Origin of the sequence: Vibrio sp. Vf1514 (genome assembly GCF_052076135.1) — a bacterium.
In the GTDB taxonomy this organism is placed as follows: Bacteria; Pseudomonadota; Gammaproteobacteria; order Enterobacterales; family Vibrionaceae; genus Vibrio; species Vibrio furnissii.
Genome location: NZ_CP197268.1, coordinates 883,961 through 907,871 on the forward strand (window position 1 = coordinate 883,961; position 23,911 = coordinate 907,871).

Below are 23,911 nucleotides of genomic sequence, written 5' to 3' on the forward strand. Positions count from 1 at the left end.
CCCTTAACGCATGTATAAGCCGCCGTTCACCGACAGCGTTTCACCAGTGATATACGCGCCCGCGTCACTCACCAAAAAGCTCACTGCAGACGCAATTTCTTCTGGCTTAGCCAAGCGTTGCATGGGGATAGTTTGCACAATGGATTCCAGCACTTCTGGACGCATTTGTTCGACCATGGGCGTTGCGGTGTATCCCGGCGCGATCACGTTCACGGTCACACCACTGCGCGCGCCTTCTGCGGCCAGTGCTTTTGAAAAACCAATCATGCCAGCTTTCGCCGCAGAGTAGTTGGTTTGACCAAACTGCCCTTTAAGCCCATTCACGGAAGAGATGTTGACGACACGGCCTCCCCCTTTTTCGCACATGGCGGAGAACAAAGGCTGTGTCACGTTAAACAAGCTGTTAAGGTTGGTGTCGATCACTTCCTTCCAAGAAGCCGCCGACATTTTTTTGAATACGCCATCACGCGTAATACCCGCGTTGTTCACCACGACGTCGATGGTGCCTTCTTCTTCAAGCAAAGCACTGAGTCGTTCTGCACATTCTTGCGTGTTGGTCACATCGAGTTCGAACAGGCGAACTTGGTCTTCGGTGAACTGTTTTTCAGTAAACCAGTCCAGAGCACATTGATAGTTTCCAGTAAAGTAAGTAGCGATGACGCGATAACCGTCATCGACCAACTGTGTTGAAATGGCCGAACCAATTCCACCTTTTGACCCTGTGATCAAAGCGACTTTTTTCATTTATGACTCCATTCAAAAAATAACAGTAGGTTGAAAATCTTTTTTGAACTTGATGCCAACAGCAAAAATAACATCAACCGACGAAATATATATTCCTTTGCAAAGAAGAATTGTTTGTCGCTCTTTATTTAAACTAATCGGTGATTGTGACAATTCAAATTAAAGTTTAGCGTTTTCTAATAAATTTGATTTAGTTCTCACAAGTCATGAAATGTTGATTTATTGTTAAATAAACATAGGTCATTGATTTCATAACCTTTCTCGCTGAAAGAAATCAAGACCAAAAACCATAACCAATTGAAATAAATAGAAAAGTATAACATTACATTCATTTCACTCAAGACTTCGAATGTATCAATGTAATCAACAACGTGCAGCAGTTCTAAATAACCATTGTGGGTCACCTGCACCAATAAATTGCATTCTGATTGCACTTTTATGGTGATCAAAATAATTATCACGCACGAAATAGGTGAGAAAATAATAAATAACTTTCATTTTTAATTAAATAACAATGTTATTAATTATCTCTGTTGGTGAAGTTAGAATAACAAAATGGGCTTATTTGAATTCATTGATAGCGAAATAAACTAATAATATCTGCTTATTCATCACTTTATTGTGGTCAGACCTTCGCGTTTATTTGAGTGCACACATCGTGAATGCCACCGATGATCCCTGCGATTTCAGTATAAAAAAGGCCGGCAAAGCCGGCCCTAAACGAGGTGGTATCAATTATGGCGCTAAGTCCACTTCCACGGGTAAATAGTGTTTCGGTTCGAGTTTGAGCCATTCCGGTAACACAGTACCGATCGAGATCGATGACCAAGTCCCGGAAATAATGCCGATGAACATGGCCGTCGCGAATCCTTCCAAGGGCGCGCCCCCCATCAACCACAGCGCAGCAACCGTGATCAAGGTTGTACCTGAGGTCACCATGGTGCGCGAAAACGTCGCAATAACCGCTTGGTCATTGATGTCTGGCGTAGGCGTTTTTTGTTTCGCCAGCAACAATTCACGAATTCGGTCCGCGATAATGATGGAGTCATTGAGCGAGTAACCCAATACCGCCAAAACTGCCGCAAAGACCGTTAAGTTAAACTCCATTTGTGTCAGCGCAAAGAAGCCCAGCACCAAAACAACGTCGTGAACCAGCGCCAGCAAAGCACCGCTTGCCAAACGCCATTCAAAACGGAAACACAAATATCCCAAAATACAGATCATACACAGCATCAGCGCCAAGCCGCCTTGGTCAACCAAATCCTGACCCACTTGAGAGCCAACCATGCTGTTGCTGATGATCTCCACGTGGTCGGAAATTTGGTTGAGCAGATGATCCATATCCGGCGCATCATGCCCTTCTTCCGCCAGTGGGTAACGAATCACCCAGCGGCCATCCTCACCCGATTTGGTCACGGAGACAGAATCACCGAGCGTCGGTTTCAGCGCATCCAGCAGTTGATGGTTAGTCACTTCACTATTCACCACCGCTTCAGTCACCATCCCGCCGGTGAAATCAAGGCCCATGTTCAGGCCGCGAATCGCCAACGCGGCCAGCGAGATCACCATCAACGCAATCGACAGAACGCTGGTGATATAACGGATTTTGCGCATGCGCGCTTTTAGAAATTCAATCATGATTTACACCCTTACATCACGACGATTGTCGCGTCCCCAAACCAAGTTAATAATCGCGCGTGAAGCAAATACGCCGGTAAACATACTGGTTAACAGACCCAGTCCCAATGTCAGAGCGAAGCCCTGAATTGGCCCGTTACCGATGGAGTACAGGATAAGCGCCGTAATCATGGTGGTGATGTTGGCATCAAGGATGGTGCTAAATGCACTGCTAAAGCCCAAATCAATCGCCTGCGCGAAGCTGCGACCTTCTTTCAATTTATCTTTGATACGTTCGAAAATCAGTACGTTGGTATCCACAGCCATACCGACCGTCAGAACCAAACCGGCAATCCCCGGCAGGGTTAATACTGCGCCAGGTAGTAAAGCGATCAAACCCAGCAAGCACACCATGTTAGCCAGCAACGCTAAGTTCGCCACCCAACCCAAACGGCGATACCACAACGCCATAAAGGTCAAGGTCATCGCCATACCCAGTGCCAACGCCGAGAAACCATTTTCGATGTTCTCTGCACCCAGTGATGCACCAATGGTACGTTCTTCAACAATCGTGACTGGCGCGGTCAATGAACCGGCACGCAACAGCAGCGCCAGTTGTTGCGCTTCATCAGCAGACCCTGCGCCTGTGATGCGGAATTGGCTGCCCAGTTGAGACTGAATCGTTGCCACGCTGATCACGCGTTCACTACGTTCGGTTTCGCCGCGAGCATTGGTTTTGTACTCGCGATACACCGTGGCCATCGGCTTGCCGATGCGCTTACCGGAGAAGTCGCTCATGATCTTGCCGCCAGCATGGTCAAGCGAGATGTTGACCTCCGACAGGCCCATGTTATCGACGCCAGCGCGCGCATTCACGATGTGATCGCCAGTGAGAACTGGGCGTTTATTCAACACCACGGTTCTGCCGTTGTTGTCTTTCAATACCAGCGAATCGTTAGACATCGCGTCAGAGCCTGTTTTCGCTTCGTAAAACGCGAGGCTTGCGGTCGCACCAATCACATTTTTCGCCTGAGATGGATCTTGTACGCCAGGCAGTTCGATACGAATGCTGTGCTCACCTTGACGTTGCACTAAGGCTTCGGTGATCCCCAATTCCTCAATACGATCACGCATGATCTTGAGGTTCTGTTGCAAGGTAACAGATTGGAATTCCAATTTGTTTTGTTTGGTTGGCGTCACCACCAGCTTGTCAGAGCTGCGTTTCACTTCCCAACCGGAATAATTTTGTTTGAAATAGGTCGCCACTTTGGTCAATGCAGCATCCGATTTGGTATCGACGCTCAGGCCATCGACCCCTTGAGACAGCACGCGCACGCCGCGCAGATGTTCACGACGCAACATGTCTTTGACTTCATCAACCATGGTGTCACGCTGCTCTTGGAATGCTTTATCAACATCAACATTCAACAAGAATTGCACGCCCCCACGCAGGTCAAGGCCAAGTTTGATGGGGTTTAGACCCAGCTTGCCATACCACTTCGGCGCAACAGACACATAAGAGTAAGTGATGGTGTCGCCTTCATCGACCAGTTTGTCGAGCGCTTCACGTGCCAAGGTTTGTTCGGCTTCGTTTTCGAACACCAGCACCATTTGATGGTTTTGCTGGGTGATCTCTTGCGGCACAACCCCTTGCTGTGTGAGGTAGCGGTTCACGCTCACCACATTCGCCAGTTCGCCACTGTTGCCTGATGATTGAATTTGAATGGATGGCTGTTCGCCATACCACGTTGGAATGGCGCTTAACGCCAGCACCACAACGGTGACCACTAACACCACGTATTTCCAGGTTGAATAGCGGTTCAGCACGCGCGCGGGTGCTTTTGATTTGGTTTTCTTCATAAATATCCCCTCAGCGATGCGCCGAGTTTTAAAACAAGAAATGTGACAACGTCACCTTAAATTTGTGGAATATTAATGAAAATACTGGCTGTTCAACGCCACATACATCGCGTTGGTCTCTTTCCAGCCGGAAAGACGATAAGAAGGATGGAAATCTTGATAGGACGCCAACACCGTGCGTTCAACAAAACGCAGCGCGAGGCTTGAATCCATCAATGGGTAGAAAGGCGGAACCGTATCCAGAGGATCGGCATCAGAATCACTGAGTTGATAACGCTCGCTGGCGTGCCAACGAACAGAATTCAGAATCGCAACCGCTGACCGTGCGTATTCGGTATCAGTGGCAGGCGCTTTGCTCAGGGGTTGTGGGTCGCGCTCGGTGGATTGATGTAACAGATCCTGAATCAGAGCGGCAGGTGCAGTCACTGGTGAATGGGCAGGCTTCGCATCGAGGCATGCCAATGCCTGCATCGGTAAAACCAACGCAAACAAAGAAAGCCAGAAAATACGAATTACATGCCAAGACATACAGTGCATACCCTAAGAATTTCCGGCAGTGTAAGTCTGAGTATGCATCTGCTCAAGTAAAATTTTGGACAACTGCGCCTTTCCACGTGGTTTAGCGATAAAAAATTTCACCGGTTTGCACATTGAGATAGATCTTGTTGGCTTGTTTCATGCCACCACAATAGACGAAATACACATCGCGTTCCTGATACTTCACCGAACGAACCCAACCGCCCAGCTCTTCAAAATCATCAGGAGAACAGGTGCCATCTTTCAGTAACTGATCGGTTTTTTGCACGAATACGCTTTCAAATTGCAGCAAATCGTCCGATTTTTCGATGTAGCCCAATAAGGTTTTTTTACGCTCCTCTGGCGTAATGACCGGCGCTTCCTCAACCAATCCAGACAGTGGGACCCATTCTGCGACTTCAGGCCCGCCCTCTTTGTACACGAAATATTGAGTGATCCGCCCCCAGCCCTCTTTTTTCTCGAACAAGTGAACTTTGTCACCGCGATACAGCAAGCGCTCGATAAACGCCGCGTCACTCGGGGCTTCACGCACACCCAGCTTCGGTAAATCGACAAAATAATCCCAAACTTCCGGCTTTTCAGGCTCGGGGGCCGTACTGCCTTCGGTCATCGCTGGCGAAGTCGACACGCCATCCACGCTAGCATCAGCGTTGTGCGCTTCATGTTGCGGTTGATAATAGAATAGATAATAACCAGCTCCCGCCCCGCCTAAGCCGAGGAGGAGAAGCACAATCATCAGCACTTTTTTCATTGATGGTGTTACTCCGATGTCTTATGACATGAAAATGAGGCATGGTGTTTTGTGCTCATTTTCTATACTAAAGCTAGACTCACGAACGGTCTTCGACAATGACAACAACACGAGCGCGCTTACTTCTGTTAACGGCCATCATCGGCCTGACTTTACCTCACGCCAGTCAGGCGGCCCGTTGTACAGAACAAGATTGGAATAAGGCGCTCATTTCGCAACAGATTTTAGACCAGCACTACAATTTACTGGCCTCTCAATATAACCACTGGCTTCCCAATTTCAAACACGCAATTTTCTTGCACCAAGAGTTTTTCCGTGCCGAGCTGCAATTTCTGTGGCGTCGCAACAAACAGGATTTTCAAGCCGCCGTCACTCAACAACTGGGTAGCGTCAAGCGGGCGATTCAAGAGATTCAACAACTGCAACACCAACTCGATGACATGCCCACTGACGTCGCCAAACAATGGGAAACGTGGTTTAACATCAGTGAAGCGTGCAAGCAAGCGGGGTTGATGAGCAATGCATTCGCCACGGAACTCTATCTGAAATCTAACAAAGAGTTGAACGATCAGCTTGATCTGTTGCATCAGCAACTGGCAATGATGCGCCTGCGCTATGAGTATGAACTTCAAATATTAACCCAAGTCATGAGCATGCCTTAATGGCACTCAAGCCTTGGCTTTACATTGTAAATTGCTGTTTGAATCAGCAACCAACACAAGTGATCATCTGCCCAAATTGCATAGGCACCCGTGAGAAAATACCAAAACTCACCCAGTAAGTTTGACCTAAGCCACGATCCTATAAATTTGGAAGCGAAATCTCATTTACACACGATATACTGTTTGCCTGATCATTTTGCTAAGCCGTCATGTCTTCATCATTTACTAAGTCCTTCAGTCAATTTCTCATTGTGCTGTTTATTATTGGGTTTGTTCCCTCGCTCTACTTCATCCAGGAATTCAACAAACTGGATGAACGCGCGATCGCCCTCATTGAACAAAAGCACCGCGTGAAATTGGAATTTAGTAAGCATGAATTGATCACGACGCTCGATGAAGCCTATACCTCCATCGCCACCTTAGCCAACAACGGCATGTTCCATCAGACCGTGCGTCACCCGACCCCAATCAATATTGCCAATGTCGAAGATTTTTGGTTGCTCATCTCGCGAACACAAGGTGTCTATTCCTGTTTAAGGTTTATTGACCCTCAAGGCCAAGAACAGATCCGCGTCGACTATCAAGCAGGGAAAGCGCAAATTCTCACTCGGGATGAGTTGCAAAACCGCGCGCTGCAAGATTACTTTCTCTACGGACAAAGCTTGTCTGCGGGGCAAATCGGCGTGTTTGGTGTGCAATCGACTGGCGACGACATGACGCCCACCAAACCATCGCTCTATTTTGTCTCCCCAATCGAACTTGATGGCGAGCGCAAAGGCTATTTCGTCGCAAACATCAATCTGAACTACATTTATCAGCAAATTGCTGGCAGCAATCGCGCAGCCATGCTGCCCGATATTCTGAACCTCAACGGGGATGTGTTGATGAGTCAGCGGCTGGAGGAATCAAACGATCGTACCGCGCTCACTAATTTGGCGCAGCGTTTCCCGCAGCTTTGGCATACCATTCTTTCTGACGAACAAGGCACCATTTCCGAAAACGGTCAATGGTTCAGTTTTGTGAAGATTTCGCCAAACGCATCGTTGGTCAACGTGCCCTCGGTGGTGTTATTGGAGCGTGTTGAGAATAGCGAAATCCATGCCTTGATGCACAACAGCAAAAACACGTTAACCCTACAAATGGTTGCCCTGTTTGCGCTGATTTGCCTGATTGCCTCGATCTTCGTGCTGTGGAACAACAACCATCAGAAAAACAGCATTGAGAGTAAATTGGCGCGCGCGGCGATGAATGGCATGTCGGCGGTGATCATCACCGACCGCAATAATCGCATCATCAAGGTCAACAATGAGTTTACCCGCCTGAGTGGCTACAGCTTTGAAGAAGTGAGCGGGCAACAACCATCGATGTTTGCCTCTGGAAAACACACGTCAGAATTTTATGTCGAGATGTGGCAGGCGCTGCAGAATGACGGCTTCTGGGAAGGCGAAGTGATCAACCAACGTAAAGATGGCTCGATGCTCACGGAGATCTTACGTATTCAGACCATTTTGGATGATGACGACATCATTCAGTTCTACGTGGCGTCGTTTGTTGACATCACTGAACGCAAGTTGCTGGAAGACCAATTGCGTGACCAAAGTGAAAAAGATGGATTATCCAACATCTGGAACCGACGTAAATTTGATCAAGAATTCCGCTCGGAATGCATGCGTGTCAAACGCTATCCGGCACACGAGCAATCGTGCTTGGCGATTCTCGATATTGATCACTTCAAGCGCATCAATGACAAATATGGCCACGCGCGCGGCGATAAAACCATTCGTGCCGTTGCCCAATGTTTGCGCAATGAACTGCGCGAATCAGACTTTCTTGCACGAATTGGTGGCGAAGAATTTGCCATCATTTTGCCTCACACACCAATCGATGAAGCGGAAACCGTCCTCAATCGGCTTCGCGTGGCGGTGTTCGATCTCCATCAAGGGGATTTATCCGTCAGCGGCGGCCTGACGGATATCACTGAAGTGCCTGAAGAAGTGTATCAACGTGCCGACATGGCCTTGTACGAATCCAAAGAGTCAGGCCGAAATGTCGTCTCCGTGCTCACCAGCGCAGAAATGGTTCACTTCGCTTAATCATCCTCTATTTTCACAGCACCAACACGGTGCAATTTTAACGCACAAGATGCCTTGTTTTAGTGCATTAGTAACAACTAAACTACGCACATCCCATATTTGACGGTCATTCCAATTGTGGCGTGAAACTTGTACTACTCTCTAAAGTGGTTATGAATTGCACATGATTAGGGAGTAAAAGATGCAAGATACCTTAGCAGTCGTGTTGGCCGGCGGTATGGGCTCACGACTTTCCCCCCTCACCGATGATCGCGCAAAACCCGCCGTACCATTTGGCGGCAAATATCGCATCATCGATTTTACCCTCACGAACTGTCTGCACTCAGGCTTACGCCGCATTTTGGTGCTGACACAATACAAATCGCATTCATTGCAGAAACACCTGCGTGATGGCTGGTCCATTTTTAACCCCGAATTGGGCGAGTTCATTACTGTGGTCCCCCCACAAATGCGCAAAGGTGGCAAATGGTACGAAGGAACAGCCGATGCGCTGTTTCACAACATGTGGCTACTGTCACGCAGCGATGCCAAGCACGTCGTTGTGCTGTCCGGCGATCATATTTACCGCATGGATTATGCGGCGATGCTGGAAGAGCACATTGAGAAAGGCGCCACGCTGACAATCGCTTGCATGGATGTGCCACGCGAAGAAGCCAAAGCGTTTGGCGTGATGGCCATTGATGATGAACACCGTATTACCTCATTTGTTGAGAAGCCAAGCGATCCCCCCGCGATGCCTTCACAACCTGATCGCAGTTTGGCCTCGATGGGCATCTATATTTTTAATATGGAAACGCTCCAACAAGCGCTGAATGAAGACTCAGAAAACAGTGGTTCAAGTCATGACTTTGGCAAAGACATCATTCCAAAACTGATCCCAACCCAAAGCGTATACGCATATCAGTTTGGCAATGACAAAGGGCGCGTCGCGAAAGATTGCTACTGGCGCGATGTAGGCACGATTGACTCATTTTATGAAGCCAATATGGATTTACTTGAGCCGGTTCCGCCCATGAATTTGTACCAAAAAAACTGGGCGATTCGTACGTACGAACCACAGCTTCCGCCAGCACGTACGGTGTCATCGGCCACGGGGAATGAAGGAATCTTTATCAACTCCATCATTTCCAACGGCGTGATCAACTCGGGCGGCTCGGTGCAGCACTCGATTGTCTCTTCCGGTGTGCGCATCAACGACGGCGCCACCATTGTCGACAGCATTTTGTTTGATGATGTGGAAGTGGGCGATGGTTGTCAGTTGGTCAACTGCATCATCGACAAGCACGTTAAAATTCCGCCGCACACGCAAATTGGCTTAAACCGAATTGAGGATGCCAAACGCTTCCAAATTTCTGAAAAAGGGATTGTGGTGGTGCCGGAAAGCTATCAATTCACGCCTCCTTCGTGAGCCATGCATGAGTCACGCCGACGCGAAGCCTTCACTCCTATCAGCGAGTTAAGTATCATGCGAGTTAAGGCTTCGCATTCGACACTATTGTTCTGAGCGCGTTGTATCGCTTATCCGTCACACAAAAAACCGCCCCGAAGGACGGTTTTTTCACAGTGGCTTCCCTTTACGGGCAGGTCACTTCCTCCCAGAACCAATTGGTCTGGGTTGGGCTTTCCCACACGCCTGGGCTGTTTTGCGCCACAAAGCACTTGCCGTTGTAGGTCACCGTCGTGCCATCGCTCACTTGCGTCGAACCGGGTACCCATTCCACAACATCACCCGGCTCAGTCGTTCCGCCGCCAGTGTCGCCACCGCCGGTGCCCCCCCCATTTCCTGACGAGAGATCCGCGAGCGGCAAATCAGGTTGTTCAAACTTAAAGGCATAATCCACGCCGTTAATGTTCACGCTGTAGTTTGCTGGCCCTGAAATCGGCAAGTAGTACACCATGTCCAACTCGTAGCTGTCGCCCGCTGGTAGCGTTTTCCACGCAGGCAGCGAGAACGCGACGCGGTGCATTGTGCCATCCAAACCGCCGATGTTATCTGCACGCGTATGACCAGAGGCAATCACGCTCAAACCACCACCCGATTGGTCTTTGGCATTATCTGGCGCAGAAACCGGAATGTCGAACTGGAATGCCGTGCCACCGGGAATATCAACGCCCGTGTTGTTGGTAAAGGTGACTTTCGGATTGATTGGGTAGTTCTGGTCGCCCACTTTAAAACCGCCAATCGACACAGCGATATCGACGGTTTCAGACGGAACCGCGCCCGTCGCCACGGTGTTGCCATATGGCGTCGCCGCTTTGAACTTGTCGTAAATGGCTTTGGTCATGGTGTTCCCCATGTGGTATTCACCTTGACCGCTTTCACACGCCTGTTCCGTGCTATCAATGCTGGTGCGTTGGCCGTTGGCATCGAGCACGTAGCAGTTGTAGTCTCCCGCGAGTTCCCAGAACATGATGCCGCCGATCTCTTTATCGATCACGTAATCTGCTTTTACATCAATGGATTGCTTGTCTTCCGTCGACAGGAACACTTTCTTCTCTGCGTTCCAAAGCCATGGCGCAATCGCCACACTGTCGTAATTACGGGCATACGTGCCAACCAACGGTGCGGTGGTTGGATCCAAACCATAGACCGCTAAATAGGAACCCCAAATGCCGTGCTCCAAGTTTTTAGCATGCCACATTGGGTTAGAACCTGCGCCCATCTCATCACCAGCGGCGTTGACATCGTGCCACATGTTATCTAGGCCCGTCGCGCCGTAACCGCAGTTGTTTTTCTCGCCCTCGCCCGTACCGGTTGGACACTCGCTTTGATTTGGCAAGGCCGCGCGGCCCCAAAGGCCATTATCACCACCAGTGACGCCCTGCCAACCGCGGGTGTAGTAAGGCACGCCAATGTTGATGCGACCCGCTGGCATTGAACCGCGGAAATAGTGGAATGCCCAATCGGTGTTGAGGTAACCAATACCGCCATATTGCGCCGTGCCGTACACATTCCATTGTGCCAGTTCAGAATCCTTCCCGGTGTCGTACAGTGCTGCGTTGTGACCGACATGATCGTTCCACGCACCATGTAAGTCGTAGGACATGATGTTCACGTAATCAAGGTACTGAGTCACCGCCATGGTTTCCATACCACGTAGCAGATAAGCCGATGATGGCGCGGCAATGGTCAGCATGTAATGCACACCATCTTGAGCGCTCGCTACATCCAGTTTTTCACGCAGCACACGCATCAGTTCGTGATAAGAATTCATCAGGTAAGCACGGCGTGATTCAGAGAATGCGGTGTCGTCAGGATTGCCCGCTCCCGCCATCGATGTTGGATATTCGTAGTCAATGTCCAATCCATCGAAACGGTATTTTCGCATCATTTCAACTGCGGAATCAGCAAAGGTTTCAATGCCTTGTTGATTAATCGAACCGTCTGCGTTGGTGGTCATGGTATAGAAACCGCCATCCGCAACACGATTGCCATCATTGTCAAAATGCCCGCCCGTTTCGGCCCAGCCGCCAATCGAGATCAGCGTTTTCACACCATATTTTTGCTTGTAGGTTGCCAGTGCGCCGAAATGGCCTTTAAAGCCCAGCGTTGGGTCAATTTCAACGCCATCCCACTCTTTTCCAACCGCCGCGTTATTGGCATCGTTGACATCACCGACATTGACTTTGCCATCAGAACCAATGCTGACAAACGCGTAGTTGATGTGCGTAAGCTGTTCCCAAGGAATGTCTTTAACCAAGTAAGCGGTCTGATCATCGTCTCCCGCTCGCCAACTGGTGAAATACCCAATGACGCGACGGGGGTGATCGGCACCCATTTTCTCGCGGCCATCTTCATCGTACACCGTACAATACGGCACACTGACCCCTTCGGTTTGATACAAACCATCAGGACGACAGGTACTGACCACGGGACCAGCAGCCACCGTCAGCGTCGCCGCGGTCGAATCCGTTGTCGCGCCGACGTTATCAGTCGCGCGCGCAAACACAGCCAGCGCCCCCGAACGGGTGGTGGTGTAATCCAAAGTGTAAGGTGTAGAAGCGACTGTTCCCACAAGAGAGCCGGCCACGTAAAAATCAACTTTGTCGACACTGCCATCAGCGTCTGCAGCATTGGCCGTGAGCGTCACCACGTCCCCCACATCCACTTGGCTGGCAGACAACGTGATGTCTACCGTTGGCGCTTCGTTGCCCGGTTGCGTGCTGTCTGTCACCGAAACAGAGACTTGACTCGCCGTGCTGGCAAGTGCCTTGTCATCATAAGCAATGGCGCTGATTTGGTGTGTTCCGGCGACCGCCGTCCATGTGGCGCTGTAGGGTGCACTGCTCGCTTGGGCAACCACCACACCATCAACCAGAAAATCGACACGTGCGATCGTCCCGTCGTTGTCTGACGCGCTGGCCGCCAGCGTCACCACATCTCCGGTTGTCAACACATCCGACGCCGACGGAGAGGTCAATGTCGCATTGGGAGCCTGATTGTCATCGCCACCGTCGGTCGTACAAGCATCTAGCAGTTTCCACTGCGCGTAATCACCGGAGAACTGCTCCGGATCGTTATTCTGCGTCCAATAATTGGCCTGATACGCAGACCCGTTGTATTGAACCTGATCGCCGCCAGTATAAATTGTGTCAGATTGCCACTCCGCCAGAGCAGAACAATCCACCGCTGCATAGCTGTTGAACGCCATGAGGCACGAAGCCGTCAAAGTGCTGAGCGTAAAGACACTCTTCGACACTTTAGCTCGATGTAAGCGCATTTTTATTTCCTTAAGTTATTGTTTTACGGGAATAAAGCTTTCAGTCCTTACGCTGAAAACTTTAATTTTTTTCGTAAAACAACTTTAGGTGACTTGGTAGAATTCACATCGACTAAAGTGCAAAACTTCAAAATCACTCGCAAACACAAACGTTCATCACGCAAATGTCACAAGGTTAATTTGCAGCAACAACTAATTTATGACGCCGGTGAACAGGCGAAAAAAAGCCCACACCAAATGACGGCGTGGGCATCTTTAAACAGGAGCATACCAAAATGCTCTTTAGGGGACTGTCAGTATCCTCGTTCTGCGAATGAGATAACAGAGTAAACAATCACCTTTCGACTTCCTCTTTTACGCAGCTTTTGCGCCCCGTGGGGTTTCGTTGAAGTGACGTTTGTATTCACGACTAAATTGCGATGGACTGGTGTAACCCACCAAACGCGCTGCATCGTTCACCCGCTTACCTTCTATTTGAATCAATTCTTTGGCTTTATTGAGACGCACTTTCTTCAAGTACTGCAGTGGCGATTCCATCGTGACGCCTCGAAAAGCTTGATGGAAGGATGAAATACTCATGTTGGCCTCTTCCGCCAGTTGCTGAACCGTGAGCTGCTGATCGTACTCGCGGTGCACTTTACTGAGCGCCTTCGCCACACGCGCGTAATGCCCTTCATGATGCGCCAAATCAAATAACACGTGCCCTTCGCAACTGGTCAATGCACGGTAGACCATCTCTTCCATGAGCGACGCTCCCAAAATCTGTGCTTCTAACCCATCGTTCAGCGCATGCATTAATCGTTTACAGGTGTTGAGCATCTCTTCACCCATATTGACTGATTTGAGGCCGCATTGATTATCTTTATCCTGCTTGCAAGGCTTGAACCCAGCCTGTTCCAACAGGTCGACTTGTTTGAGCAAAATCGAATGATCGATATCGATGCTCAACCCAAGTAACGGTTTACCGGCTTCGACAATCGCTTCACATTCAAGGGGCATCGGCACCCCCACCACCAAGTAGTCATTCGGACCGTACTGCACTGGATTGGGACCAATATGAATGTTTTTTTGTCCTTGCCCCAAGATGATGATACCCGACTGGTAAATAAACGGACGACGCTGATTGCCCGCGCCACTGCGATAAAACCAAACCCCAGGAATGGCGGTTTCTGCAATGCCTTCTAATTCATGCAATGAATGATGTTCAACATATTGTTGCATCAGCTTTGCCAATTCAGTCATCTGTTCACTCCGTATTCAAACCTCGCTCAAACTGCCATAAATTGTAGAATTAGGCAATTTAATTGCACGAATAGCCCTACAAAATCGGATTATTGAGGACTATTATGCACCCCATGACTTCCTGAATCGGTGGAACGCGTGATTCAGGACACTCTGGATTCTAGACATACTGGATTCAAGAAATACTGCCTTTGGGGGATTTCCCCCTTTTTTAAAGCAAGAGGTGAGATCAATGCTATTTACCTACGTTAACCCAACACGTATTCACTTTGGCCAGGCTCAAATCGCCCAAGTTAAAAACGAAATTCCTCAAGATCAAAAAGTTTTGGTGATCTACGGTGGCGGCTCCATCAAGCGCAACGGTGTATACGACCAAGTGGTTGCCGCGCTGAGCGAGCACACTTGGGTGGAGTTCTCCGGCGTTGAACCCAACCCAACCAAAGAGACTTTGGACAAAGCAGTCGCTATCGCAAAAGAGCAAGGCATTGATTACATTCTCGCCGTCGGCGGTGGTTCAGTGATTGACGGCTCTAAATACGTTGCCGCAGCAGCAAAATATGACGGCGACGGTTGGGACATCCTGACACGTAAACACGCCGTCACTGAAGCCACACCGATTGGTGCAATTTTAACATTGCCAGCGACCGGTTCTGAGTCCAACTCTGGCGCGGTGATCACCAAAGCAGAGACGCAAGACAAACTCTCGTTCATGACGAAGTTTGTTCAGCCTAAATTTGCAGTGATGGATCCTGATGTGATGAAAACACTGCCAGAACGTCAACTGATCAACGGCATCGTGGATGCTTGGGTTCACGTATGTGAGCAGTACATCACACGCCCAGTCGGCGCCATGGTGCAAGACGGTTATGCTGAAACATTGCTGAAAAACCTACTGATTCTTGGCCGCAACTTTGCTGGTCGTGACAACGATGCATGGCGTGCAAACCTAATGTGGAGTGCAAACCAAGCGCTGAACGGTTTGATTGGTACGGGCGTACCACAAGACTGGGCAACCCACATGATTGGTCATGAACTGACTGCCCTGTGGCATGTTGACCACGCACGCTCTTTGGCGATTGTTCAGCCATCGCTGCTGCGTAATCAGATTGAAGCCAAACGCGCTAAACTAGAACAGATGGGAACCCACGTCTTTGGTTTGGAAGCTTCAGCTGACTTGGCAGAGCGCACCATTGATGCGATCGAAGCGTTCTATCACCAGTTGGACATCGCAACTCAATTCGCCGATCACGGCTTAACTGCCGCAGCCGCTGTCGATGCAGTTGTGAACCAGTTGGAAGCACATGGCATGGTGACACTGGGCGAAAACCAAGCGATCACACTGAAAGAATCTCGTGAAATCTTAACCAACGCGCTCGTGTAAGCCTTTGACATATTTACTAATAAGTTAAAGCCCTACTCTCAGCCTGTTAATCCTGTTAATATTTGGCAGCGCCTTTCGCGCTGCCTTTATTTTTTGGGATATCACATGTGGCCAAGCATTTTGCTGTTTTCTTGCATTCATCTGTTCTCGATTGAGCGCGGGCCACGTTGGCTATTCTACCTTTCCAAACCGCTGCCCGTTTTACTGATGGCGGCGTTGATCCCGTTCTCTTCCAGCGTGGATACCAATCTTGCGTTTTGGATATTCAGTGGCTTAATTCTTTCCGCCATTGGGGATGTGTTACTGTCGCTCCCCAAAGATAAGTTTGTCAGCGGCTTAAGCAGTTTTCTGTTGGCGCACATCTGTTATGTGCTCGGTTATTTGGGAATGGTCAGCACCATCACGTGGTGGACACCGGCGGTGATTCTGGCTCTGGGAATTTTGGCTTTTTTGCTGCTACTGCCCAACCTAGGCACCATGACATTGCCCGTCGCGATTTACATTTTGATTATCGTTGCCATGGGCTCAGCAACCGCTGAATATTGGCTGAGCTACAACAGCACCTCGGCCAAATTGGCCTTTACCGGCGCTTGCATCTTCATGCTCTCCGATCTGGTGTTAGCCATTGACCGCTTTCGCTCATCCTCCAAATTTTCCCGCCACGTCGTGATGTTTACTTACTACACCGCGCAGGCGCTGATTACGCTGTCGGTACTCAATTCGCGGCTGTTTTAGCGATCGCACGGCATCTTTAACGCTCACGCGACATCTTTAACGGTCACGCGACAACAGTGCGTCCAGCTCTACCAACGAAGCAGCGATCGTCGTTTCCAGCTCAACATACAGCGATTGCGCACTGGCTTGCGGTGAATCCGCTTGTTCAATCGATTGACACAGTGTCATCGCTTGGGTTAAACCCAAGCTGCCAGCCGAACCTTTGAGTTTGTGCGCGGCTTGTTTCACAGCTTCTTCACTACTCGTTGACGCAGAAAAGATCGCCAAGGCTTGGCGCGCGCCATCGGCAAAGTAAGTCATGATTTCACGCATTTTATCTCGGCCCAACACTGCGACATCCTCTTCCAGCTGCGCCACGTTGACTAATGCCGTGTTTGATTGATGTGGCATTGATTGGTGTGACATTGATTGATGGTGCATCAACTGAGGTTGAGATTGAATCGAGTGCATATTGCGCGCTGTGGTTTCTGGTAACTTGGGCGTTCCCATGTGCGCTGCAAGGGTGTTCGCCAACGCCGATTTCACCAGCGGTTTAGGCAGATAGCCATCAAATCCTGAAGCCAAATAACGGCTGACATCTTCAGTAAAGACATGAGCTGACACGGCGATCATCGGAATCAGCGTCTGTGCATGCTGTTGCTCTATCGCTCTGAGCTGTTTGAGCAAGCTGACGCCATCACCATCTGGCAAATTGATATCCAAAAGCGCCACATCAAAACGCTGCTGGGCAAAAAGACGCAGCGCTTCTTTCACGTTCGATGCCATCACCGCATGGTGCCCCAAACTCGTTAAGAATCCTTCGGCAACCAGTTGATTGACGTCATTGTCTTCCACCACCAACACGGTCAGCGCAGCGGTTTGGCCAAGTGAGACCTCGTTGATACGATTGCACGCATCTCCCGCAGCCAAAGCCAATGAGAAATAGAACCGACTGCCTTCGCCCACTACCGATTCGCAACGCAGTTCGCCTTGCATGGCCGCCACTAAGCGATGGCTGATCGCCAGCCCCAATCCGGTCCCGCCTTGCGTCGCAAGCCCAGCCTCAGCTTGAGTAAAAGCATCAAATAGGGTCTGCTGATCGGTTTCATGAATCCCAATGCCCGTGTCACACACTTCAAACAGCAGCTTTTGTTCGTCGTCGGGGTCCGCGTACACCGCCAGGTCAATGTGACCGTGCGGCGTGAATTTGATCGCGTTGCTGACCAAATTATTCAGCACCTGTTGAAGACGCGTTTCGTCCCCTTGCCAATCCTCCGCGAGATCCGAATCCACGTGCAGATTGAGCGTGACACCTTTTTCGATGGCGCGACTTTCCATCAACTGATAGACATGACGCAACATGTGACGCAGGTTGAAATTGGCGTGACGAATCTGCAAATGGCCCGCTTCAATTTTGGAGTAATCGAGCACATCGTTGAGAATCGCGAGCAGGTTTTGGCCACTTTGATCAATCACGTTCACGTAATGACGCTGCACATCAGACAATGGCGTGTCTTGAAGCAGATGCGCCGTGCCCAAAACACCATTCATCGGCGTGCGAATTTCATGGCTCATGGTGGCAAGGAATACGGATTTGCTGCGGCTGGCCTGTTCTGCATCCAAACGAGCTTTGGCGTGGTTGAGCACTTCTTGATTGAGTTTGTGGTTGGTTTCTCGCAGTTGCGTGGTGCGCTCTTCCACCACATCTTCTAGGTGCGCTTTATGCTCTTGCAGCTCTCGCTTGGCTTTAACTTCGCTTTCGGCCACCACGTTCAGCGCTTTGGCGGTATCTCGGGCGGTCGCGATGGCTCGTCCCATCTCCGCCAGTTCATCATGACCTTGCGTGTCGACCTCAACGTGTAATTGCCCTTTGGCAACGGAAAGGAGCGCCGCAGTATGACGTGCCAAGCGTTTCACCACCGATTGGTACACCACGCGCCATACGATTAACGTTGTGGCGATCAAACCCATCACACTGAGAACGGACAGTGTCCACTGCGCTAGGCTCAATGTTCGCGACAGTTGCACCACCGCCGCAGTTGCTGATTGGTTAGACGCATCGACCAACTGATTGACGCGTTGGTTTAACGAGGCAAACTGGTCCAGCGATTGTGTGGCCAATTTTTGCGCGCGCAACGTGCTGTCATGCCGGGCAATCAAATTTTCAAATATGGTTTGCTCTTGCGCCAATGCGGCGAGCAATGTCGCCATTTGTATGGAGCGTGTGGGATCTTCAACCGCCTGAACACGGCGTTGCATGACATCGATATTGCTGACAAATTCCTGTTGCAGCGCGACGATGCGTTGAATGTCGGTAACGGTGCGCGTCTCTTCGATTTCATTGAGCACTTTATACGCCAAGAGATGTAGCTCGTGTAGGCGCTCCGACAAGTCCAAATCGACTTCAACCAACGTATCGAGCGCTTGGTACACCTGATCATTTCGTTGTTCTTTGAGCAAATCGTAAATGTGGGTGACATTCGCGACCGCCACGGTGCTGGTGTTGAGGACTTGGGTGCGGGTGAGCTGTTCTAGCTCTTGCGCCGAGGCGCGCATGTGAAGTGCTTGGTCAACGAGTGAGTCAGCCAACTGTAGCTTTCGCTCTACCTCTTGCCCCAGCAGCCCCAACGTATCAATCACGCTTTGTACATCCGCCTCAAGCGAGCTAAGCAGTTGCGTATCGGAGGAATCTTGTCCCAACGTTTTCACATGCCCCAGCAACTGATCGAGCTGATCAAACAGCAGCTTGCCCACGCGCTTGCGCTGAGTTTCGTCGGTGGCATTCGACAACGTGTGAACGGATGCGATGATGCGATTACTCAGTTCGGCCACTTGGCGCGCTTCCAGCATGGCAGGAATGGCGCTGTTGACCACTTGGCGCTCCGTTTTAGAGACCTGCGAAAAGCCCAACATGCCAATGATGGCCGAAGACAGCACCAGACAAGCCATCGCGATAAACGATAACAATAGTTTATGTCCAATACTGGTTTTGCTGATTCGCATACGGATGACCTACTAAGTCGCTTCTTTAACGGCTGAAATTGGGCTATATTTTGCAGTGTTTATCCCTATTCGCCAATGAATAACCTCATGCTTTGTCTGAATTTGTCACGCTGGTTCTCCACCTTATTGATTTTGTCCTCTTCGATGCTGAGTTTGATGGCCGTGGCGCAGCCCAAAGTGTGCGCGCTTTACCCACACCTCAAAGACTCGTATTGGCTCTCCGTCAACTACGGCATGGTCGATGAAGCGCGCAAACAACACCTTGAACTCAAAGTGCTTGAAGCCGGCGGCTATCCCAGCCAGTTGAAGCAACAGCAGCAAATCAAAGACTGCATCGCTTGGGGGGCACAAGCCATTCTGCTCGGTACAGTGTCACCCGATGGCTATCACAATGATTTGAGCCAACTAACTGGCGATGTCCCCGTTTTTGCGATCGTGAATGAACTCATCTTAGACGATGATCAGCGCGCGCACCTCAAAGGCGGTGTCGGCGTAGATTGGTATTGGATGGGCTATTACGCAGGAGATTACTTGGCTCGGCTTCACCCAACAGGTAGCGGTCTAACCCCGATTGCCCTTCTACCGGGGCCAGAACAACGCGGCGGCACCAAACCCATGGTACAAGGCTTTTATGATGCCATTGGGCACAGCGACATTCGCATCGCCATCACCTTGTGGGCCGACAATGACAAAGAGCTGCAACGCAATTTAGTGCAACAAGCGGTTGAACAACCACGCATTCAATATATCGTCGGCAGTGCTGTCGCCATTGAAGCGGCGATCAGCGAGCTGCGAAACGCCAACAAGCAACATCAGATTCAATTGGTCTCAACCTACTTGAGTCATGGCGTTTATCGCGGTCTACTCAGAGAACGCGTGGCGTTTGCGCCAAGTGACAAGATGGTCGAACAAGGTCGTTTGTCGATTCGTCAGGCAGCTCATTACTTACGGGGAGAAGCGTATGAGCGCCACGCGGCTCCCGAAATAGCAAAACTCACACCGGAAACGCTCGACGAGCAAATTATTGCTGAATCGTTATCTCCATCTGAATTCAGACCGACTTTTGAAGTAAAAGTCGTTGAATAGACAAGCGCTTTTGGTTATTACACATGAAGCTTAGACACATTAGGATAAGAACCAATGAAAAAAACAACGCGCACCATGGCGGCAAGTAAACACGTCGCATTAGTTGCTCACGATAACTACAAAGGCGAGCTGCTGCGCTGGGTCAAAGAAAACCTCGAAAAGCTTCAAAAGCACTCACTTTACGCCACAGGTACCACCGGCCACATGCTCAGCAAAGAGACTGGCCTTGAGATCACCAGTATGATCAGTGGCCCGATGGGCGGCGATCAACAAATCGGTGCCATGATTTCGGAAGGGAAAATCGATGTGATGATTTTCTTCTGGGATCCGCTGAACGCAGTACCGCACGACCCGGATGTGAAAGCCCTGTTACGTATCGCCAGTGTGTGGAACATTCCTGTCGCAACCAACCGCGCCACCGCGAAGTTCCTATTTAACTCAGAGCTGATGGCACAACCAGTAGACATTGAGATCCCAGACTACCAAGCCTACCTTGCTGAACGCACCTAAATGGCCCTAAAAAAATCCCCTCTGATGAGGGGATTTTTGATTGAATAAGGTTGGCCTCGCGGCTTAGCCGATTGATGCCAAAAATTCATCGGAGGAGATCACGCGGCATCCGGAAGCCTTCATCGCTTCGAATGCTTGATGGAAATCGTCCGGAGACAGATTCACACCACGACACGCATCGGCAATCACTATGGTTTGAAGCCCCAACGATGCGGCATCGAGTGCGGTAAATTTCACGCAGTAATCCGTCGCCAAACCGACAATGTAAACCTCGTCAATGCCTTTGTCTTTCAAGTAATCGGCCAGTCCGGTACTTTGCTGGCGTTGGTTATCAAAAAAACCGCTGTAGCTGTCGATCGCCGAATGGGTGCCCTTGTACACCACATACTCGATCTCGTCGGTGTTTAAACCGGGAATAAACGCCGCACCATCGGTATGCTGCACGCAGTGATCCGGCCACATGATTTGGCTGACCCCGTTGAGATCCACCATATCGCCAATCGATTTACCTTGCACTGAAGCAAAACTCGCATGATCCGCAGGATGCCAATCCTTGGTCGCAATGACATGATCAAAATGAGGGAGAAGTCGATTAATGACCGGAACAATCACATCACCTTCCGGTACCGCCAATGCGCCACCCGGTGCAAAATCATTCTGCACATCAACTAAAATTAGCGTCTTGCTCATCCATTTGTCCTTATCCGATAAAGGGAGTCGTTATTTCTGTTTCACAACCGGATAGTCGCCGGCCAGCAATTCCTGCACAAATGCCGAACCATTCCCGCTGTGCGTGATCCATACTTTGTCTTTCGCCCGCGTCATCGCCACATAAAACAAGCGGCGCTCTTCAGCGTAAGGGAAACGATCAGACGACTGCGTCAAGGCGCTGTCTAAATGCAAACTCTTCACGCGTGCCGGGAACTGCCCTTCATCCACAGCCAGCACAATCACGTAGTCCGCTTCTTTCCCTTTACTTGCATGACAAGTCATAAACTCGATACGCAGTGACAAGTAATGATTCTGCCAATCGCGCAAAAGTTCTGGCTTGTGATAATGATTTCGGCCAAGTAACAAGACCGTTTTCATGCCACTGGCCTGACGGTTGAGTTGATCCAGCACTTTTTCCACATGATTACTTGGCGCCACATAAACCGCTTTTTGTTTTTGAGTTTTGAAGCTGTTGAGAGCTTTGGGCACCTGACTTGGGTTTTCCTGCACAAATCGGTTGGCAACGCTGCCAATTTGATCATTGAATCGATACGTCGTATCCAAGTAATGGACTGTGGAATGCGGGAAACGCGCGGAAAAATCGGTCGTGAGGTTGACATCCGAGCCAGCAAACTGATAGATGGACTGCCAATCGTCGCCCACGGCAAACAAATTGGTGTGATTGGGTTTCTGTTCACACAAAGACTGAATCAGTTCCAAACGCTGCGGCGAAATATCCTGATATTCATCGATCATGATGAATTTCCACGGGCTATCGAATTTACCTTTTCTGACATAATCCGTCGCGCGACTGATCATGATGTTGAAATCAATCTGATTGCTCTCTTTTAGCATTTGTTGCCAAGCTTGATAACACGGCCAAGTTAGCGACAGTTCGCTATTTAAACGCGCGTAATCCGGATGCTCAACCAAACGCTGTTGAATCTCTTTTTTGCTGATGCTGAGCTGTGCGAGCTGATCCAGCTGTTTTTCCAGCCAAGCGATGAGTTTGGGGTTTTCCACGTGGCTGCCCAGTTCATCATCTCCTGCCAAATAGGCAATCGGCCATTTCGCCAAATGTTTCTGCCAACGTTTGAAGTTGGTCGGCGTCATCCAATGGCGTTTGAGCCAGTCGATACACCACGCTTTCTTGAGTTTGTCATCCAGCGCAATCGGCGAAATCACCACGCTCTGACCTTCTACCTGATTGAGAATATACAAGCCCAATTGATGGAAAGTGTTCACGCGCGCCTTTTCCGCCGCAAGACCGATTTTGTCGCTCAGGCGTTGCTCCATCTCTTTTGAGGCATCACGACCAAATGCGACCAACAGAATATCTTCTGCATTGGCCAGATGGCTTTGCAGCAAGTACGCGACACGAGCGGTCAACACACTGGTTTTACCCGAACCCGCACCAGCCAAGACTAAGTTGTGATCATCGTTGAGCAAAACGGCTTGTTGCTGCGACACATTCAGCGGAGACGATTCTAATTTAGAGAACAAGACTTCCCAGTTCAGGCGTTCATTTTCGATCCACTGGTGATTGCGTTCCAACAAGGATTCACTGGTATCAAGCAACCAAGGGGACAAGAGTTCGATATGCTCAGGTAAGCGCTGATGCGCCTCTTCCAGCGTCATGCCCATGCTTGAAAGATCATCAAACACAGACGTGACCCAGTGATCAACCAAAGAGTGTGGCAAAAATGACGGTAAACGCTGCAAATAACTCAGTTCATTTTGCCATTTCGGCAGGTAGTGACTGAGTTGGGCACATTGACGATTGTGCCATTCCTGATAGATCGCGACCAGTTTATGCGCAAATTGACGACATTCCGGCCAAGGCAACCCTTGAACCAACCAAGACCGCTGCACGCCCTGTTCTTCATGGGCATAAAATTGAAGCGCTCCCCAAACCAAGCCACGATGAATTTTAATCTGACCATTCCAGACATTGAACGGAATGCGTTCTTCACTCAGATGCGACGAGAGCACAACCCGCTCATCTTCAAGTCCAACTTGATGATATTCGTTAGATATAAAAAATTGTGCAGTCTTTTTCGCACTTAGCTGCATTGATCATTACTCATCGATTTCGTTGCCGACAATCATAACCTAAACGACCGTGGCTATGAAAAAATAATGTCAATTGTTTGCGTAGATAACACCCACAACCTGCGATTAAACAAGGTGTTAAGTCTAACGAATGCACCGTATGTTTATACGTTCAAAAAGTATACGTTCAAAAAGAAAAAAGCCCATCAATTGATGGGCTTTATCAG

At 49.7% G+C, this 23,911-nt stretch carries 17 protein-coding genes; 7 read left to right on the forward strand and 10 right to left on the reverse strand.

What is annotated here, in order from left to right; all coding sequences use genetic code 11:
- Positions 1-3: 3 nt before the first annotated feature.
- From ACS18Q_RS19045 to ACS18Q_RS19065, 5 genes are all read right to left on the reverse strand, one after another.
- Positions 4-744, reverse strand: coding sequence for an SDR family oxidoreductase (locus ACS18Q_RS19045; RefSeq protein WP_004726705.1), 741 nt, complete (start codon positions 742-744; stop codon positions 4-6).
- 735 nt (positions 745-1,479) lie between these two features.
- Positions 1,480-2,382 carry a protein translocase subunit SecF gene (gene secF, locus ACS18Q_RS19050; RefSeq protein ID WP_004726706.1) on the reverse strand — a complete coding sequence of 301 codons (903 nt, stop codon included), beginning with the start codon at positions 2,380-2,382 and terminating at the stop codon, positions 1,480-1,482.
- Between the two features lie 3 nt (positions 2,383-2,385).
- Complete coding sequence (gene secD, locus ACS18Q_RS19055) at positions 2,386-4,221, reverse strand: protein translocase subunit SecD (protein WP_004726707.1); 1,836 nt, start codon at positions 4,219-4,221, stop codon at positions 2,386-2,388.
- Between the two features lie 72 nt (positions 4,222-4,293).
- The gene (locus ACS18Q_RS19060; protein WP_004726708.1) at positions 4,294-4,749 is read right to left on the reverse strand and encodes a hypothetical protein; all 456 of its coding nucleotides are present in this window, start codon (positions 4,747-4,749) and stop codon (positions 4,294-4,296) included.
- Between the two features lie 91 nt (positions 4,750-4,840).
- Complete coding sequence (locus ACS18Q_RS19065) at positions 4,841-5,509, reverse strand: hypothetical protein (protein ID WP_238770858.1); 669 nt, start codon at positions 5,507-5,509, stop codon at positions 4,841-4,843.
- 98 nt (positions 5,510-5,607) lie between these two features.
- Here ACS18Q_RS19065 and ACS18Q_RS19070 point away from each other — a divergent pair, with 98 nt between their 5' ends.
- The 3 genes from ACS18Q_RS19070 (at position 5,608) to glgC (ending at position 9,672) form a co-directional block, all read left to right on the forward strand.
- A complete protein-coding gene (locus ACS18Q_RS19070) occupies positions 5,608-6,171 on the forward strand; it encodes a hypothetical protein (RefSeq protein WP_441257678.1) in 564 nt (187 codons plus the stop codon).
- 209 nt (positions 6,172-6,380) lie between these two features.
- A complete protein-coding gene (locus ACS18Q_RS19075) occupies positions 6,381-8,264 on the forward strand; it encodes a diguanylate cyclase (RefSeq protein WP_441257679.1) in 1,884 nt (627 codons plus the stop codon).
- 181 nt (positions 8,265-8,445) lie between these two features.
- A complete protein-coding gene (gene glgC, locus ACS18Q_RS19080; RefSeq protein WP_055465214.1) occupies positions 8,446-9,672 on the forward strand; it encodes a glucose-1-phosphate adenylyltransferase in 1,227 nt (408 codons plus the stop codon).
- A 166-nt stretch (positions 9,673-9,838) separates the two neighbouring features.
- Here the strand turns inward: glgC and ACS18Q_RS19085 are convergent, their stop codons facing one another.
- Positions 9,839-12,985, reverse strand: coding sequence for a chitinase C-terminal domain-containing protein (locus ACS18Q_RS19085; protein ID WP_441257680.1), 3,147 nt, complete (start codon positions 12,983-12,985; stop codon positions 9,839-9,841).
- A gap of 354 nt (positions 12,986-13,339) precedes the next feature.
- On the reverse strand, positions 13,340-14,227 hold the full coding sequence (locus tag ACS18Q_RS19090; protein WP_004726716.1) for an AraC family transcriptional regulator: 888 nt from the start codon (positions 14,225-14,227) through the stop codon (positions 13,340-13,342).
- A gap of 232 nt (positions 14,228-14,459) precedes the next feature.
- Between ACS18Q_RS19090 and ACS18Q_RS19095 the strand changes: the two genes are divergently transcribed.
- Together ACS18Q_RS19095 and ACS18Q_RS19100 are read left to right on the forward strand one after the other, a co-directional pair.
- Positions 14,460-15,608: an iron-containing alcohol dehydrogenase gene (locus ACS18Q_RS19095; RefSeq protein WP_441257681.1), complete on the forward strand. Its 1,149-nt coding sequence runs from the start codon at positions 14,460-14,462 to the stop codon at positions 15,606-15,608.
- Between the two features lie 105 nt (positions 15,609-15,713).
- Entirely contained in the window at positions 15,714-16,343 is a 630-nt protein-coding gene (locus ACS18Q_RS19100; protein WP_004726719.1) for a lysoplasmalogenase, read from the forward strand.
- Positions 16,344-16,379: 36 nt separating this feature from the next.
- Here the strand turns inward: ACS18Q_RS19100 and torS are convergent, their stop codons facing one another.
- A complete protein-coding gene (torS, locus tag ACS18Q_RS19105) occupies positions 16,380-19,325 on the reverse strand; it encodes a TMAO reductase system sensor histidine kinase/response regulator TorS (protein ID WP_441257682.1) in 2,946 nt (981 codons plus the stop codon).
- 87 nt (positions 19,326-19,412) lie between these two features.
- On the opposite strand from torS, the gene torT reads away from it, so the two are divergent.
- Positions 19,413-20,411, forward strand: coding sequence for a TMAO reductase system periplasmic protein TorT (gene torT, locus ACS18Q_RS19110; RefSeq protein ID WP_441257683.1), 999 nt, complete (start codon positions 19,413-19,415; stop codon positions 20,409-20,411).
- A 54-nt stretch (positions 20,412-20,465) separates the two neighbouring features.
- Positions 20,466-20,921 (forward strand): methylglyoxal synthase, encoded by a 456-nt coding sequence (locus tag ACS18Q_RS19115; RefSeq protein ID WP_004726723.1) that lies wholly within the window; start codon positions 20,466-20,468, stop codon positions 20,919-20,921.
- Positions 20,922-20,984: 63 nt separating this feature from the next.
- Here ACS18Q_RS19115 and pncA read toward each other — a convergent pair whose 3' ends face one another.
- Positions 20,985-21,611 carry a bifunctional nicotinamidase/pyrazinamidase gene (gene pncA / locus ACS18Q_RS19120; protein WP_441257684.1) on the reverse strand — a complete coding sequence of 209 codons (627 nt, stop codon included), beginning with the start codon at positions 21,609-21,611 and terminating at the stop codon, positions 20,985-20,987.
- 30 nt (positions 21,612-21,641) lie between these two features.
- Entirely contained in the window at positions 21,642-23,705 is a 2,064-nt protein-coding gene (gene helD / locus ACS18Q_RS19125; protein WP_004726727.1) for a DNA helicase IV, read from the reverse strand.
- Positions 23,706-23,911 lie beyond the last annotated feature (206 nt).

What these genes read in the sequence shown, in the direction of transcription:
- ACS18Q_RS19045 (WP_004726705.1), bottom strand. Translation starts at nt 744, where the DNA reads ATGAAAAAAGTCGCTTTGATCACAGGGTCAAAAGGTGGAATTGGTTCG.
- secF (WP_004726706.1), bottom strand. Translation starts at nt 2,382, where the DNA reads ATGATTGAATTTCTAAAAGCGCGCATGCGCAAAATCCGTTATATCACC.
- secD (WP_004726707.1), bottom strand. Translation starts at nt 4,221, where the DNA reads ATGAAGAAAACCAAATCAAAAGCACCCGCGCGCGTGCTGAACCGCTAT.
- ACS18Q_RS19060 (WP_004726708.1), bottom strand. Translation starts at nt 4,749, where the DNA reads ATGTCTTGGCATGTAATTCGTATTTTCTGGCTTTCTTTGTTTGCGTTG.
- ACS18Q_RS19065 (WP_238770858.1), bottom strand. Translation starts at nt 5,509, where the DNA reads ATGAAAAAAGTGCTGATGATTGTGCTTCTCCTCCTCGGCTTAGGCGGG.
- ACS18Q_RS19070 (WP_441257678.1), top strand. Translation starts at nt 5,608, where the DNA reads ATGACAACAACACGAGCGCGCTTACTTCTGTTAACGGCCATCATCGGC.
- ACS18Q_RS19075 (WP_441257679.1), top strand. Translation starts at nt 6,381, where the DNA reads ATGTCTTCATCATTTACTAAGTCCTTCAGTCAATTTCTCATTGTGCTG.
- glgC (WP_055465214.1), top strand. Translation starts at nt 8,446, where the DNA reads ATGCAAGATACCTTAGCAGTCGTGTTGGCCGGCGGTATGGGCTCACGA.
- ACS18Q_RS19085 (WP_441257680.1), bottom strand. Translation starts at nt 12,985, where the DNA reads ATGCGCTTACATCGAGCTAAAGTGTCGAAGAGTGTCTTTACGCTCAGC.
- ACS18Q_RS19090 (WP_004726716.1), bottom strand. Translation starts at nt 14,227, where the DNA reads ATGACTGAATTGGCAAAGCTGATGCAACAATATGTTGAACATCATTCA.
- ACS18Q_RS19095 (WP_441257681.1), top strand. Translation starts at nt 14,460, where the DNA reads ATGCTATTTACCTACGTTAACCCAACACGTATTCACTTTGGCCAGGCT.
- ACS18Q_RS19100 (WP_004726719.1), top strand. Translation starts at nt 15,714, where the DNA reads ATGTGGCCAAGCATTTTGCTGTTTTCTTGCATTCATCTGTTCTCGATT.
- torS (WP_441257682.1), bottom strand. Translation starts at nt 19,325, where the DNA reads ATGCGAATCAGCAAAACCAGTATTGGACATAAACTATTGTTATCGTTT.
- torT (WP_441257683.1), top strand. Translation starts at nt 19,413, where the DNA reads ATGCTTTGTCTGAATTTGTCACGCTGGTTCTCCACCTTATTGATTTTG.
- ACS18Q_RS19115 (WP_004726723.1), top strand. Translation starts at nt 20,466, where the DNA reads ATGAAAAAAACAACGCGCACCATGGCGGCAAGTAAACACGTCGCATTA.
- pncA (WP_441257684.1), bottom strand. Translation starts at nt 21,611, where the DNA reads ATGAGCAAGACGCTAATTTTAGTTGATGTGCAGAATGATTTTGCACCG.
- helD (WP_004726727.1), bottom strand. Translation starts at nt 23,705, where the DNA reads ATGCAGCTAAGTGCGAAAAAGACTGCACAATTTTTTATATCTAACGAA.